1 protein-coding gene is annotated in these 368 nt (G+C 39.7%); it reads left to right on the top strand.

The window, feature by feature from the left end; all coding sequences use genetic code 11:
• The coding region (locus CD31_RS00075; RefSeq protein WP_036074752.1) for an aldehyde dehydrogenase family protein at positions 1-368 on the top strand (368 nt) is incomplete at both ends.

Here is a 368-nt window from a genome sequence, read left to right as displayed (position 1 = left end):
ATGATTCCATACAAACACGAACCATTCACAGATTTTTCACAAGAGGCAAACTACAATGCTTATGTAGAGGCTTTAAATAAAGTTGAAGGTTACTTAGGTCAAGACTACCCACTCATTATCGGTGGTGAACGCATTACAACAGAAGATAAAATCGTTTCGTACAATCCTGCAAAGAAAACAGAAGTCATTGGTCGCGTGTCAAAAGCGAGCAAAGATTTAGCTGAAAAAGCGATGCAAGCGGCAGATGAAACATTCAAAACGTGGAAAAAAGTTGATCCAGCCATTCGTGCAGACGTTCTTTTCAAAGCAGCAGCGATTATCCGTCGTCGTAAACATGAATTCTCAGCTTTATTAACAAAAGAAGCTGG

The sequence above is a fragment of the Lysinibacillus boronitolerans JCM 21713 = 10a = NBRC 103108 genome, assembly GCF_000772935.1.
Classification (GTDB): domain Bacteria; phylum Bacillota; class Bacilli; order Bacillales_A; family Planococcaceae; genus Lysinibacillus; species Lysinibacillus boronitolerans.
Note: the sequence above shows the minus strand (reverse complement) of the source record. Positions and strands in the feature narration are given on the sequence as shown.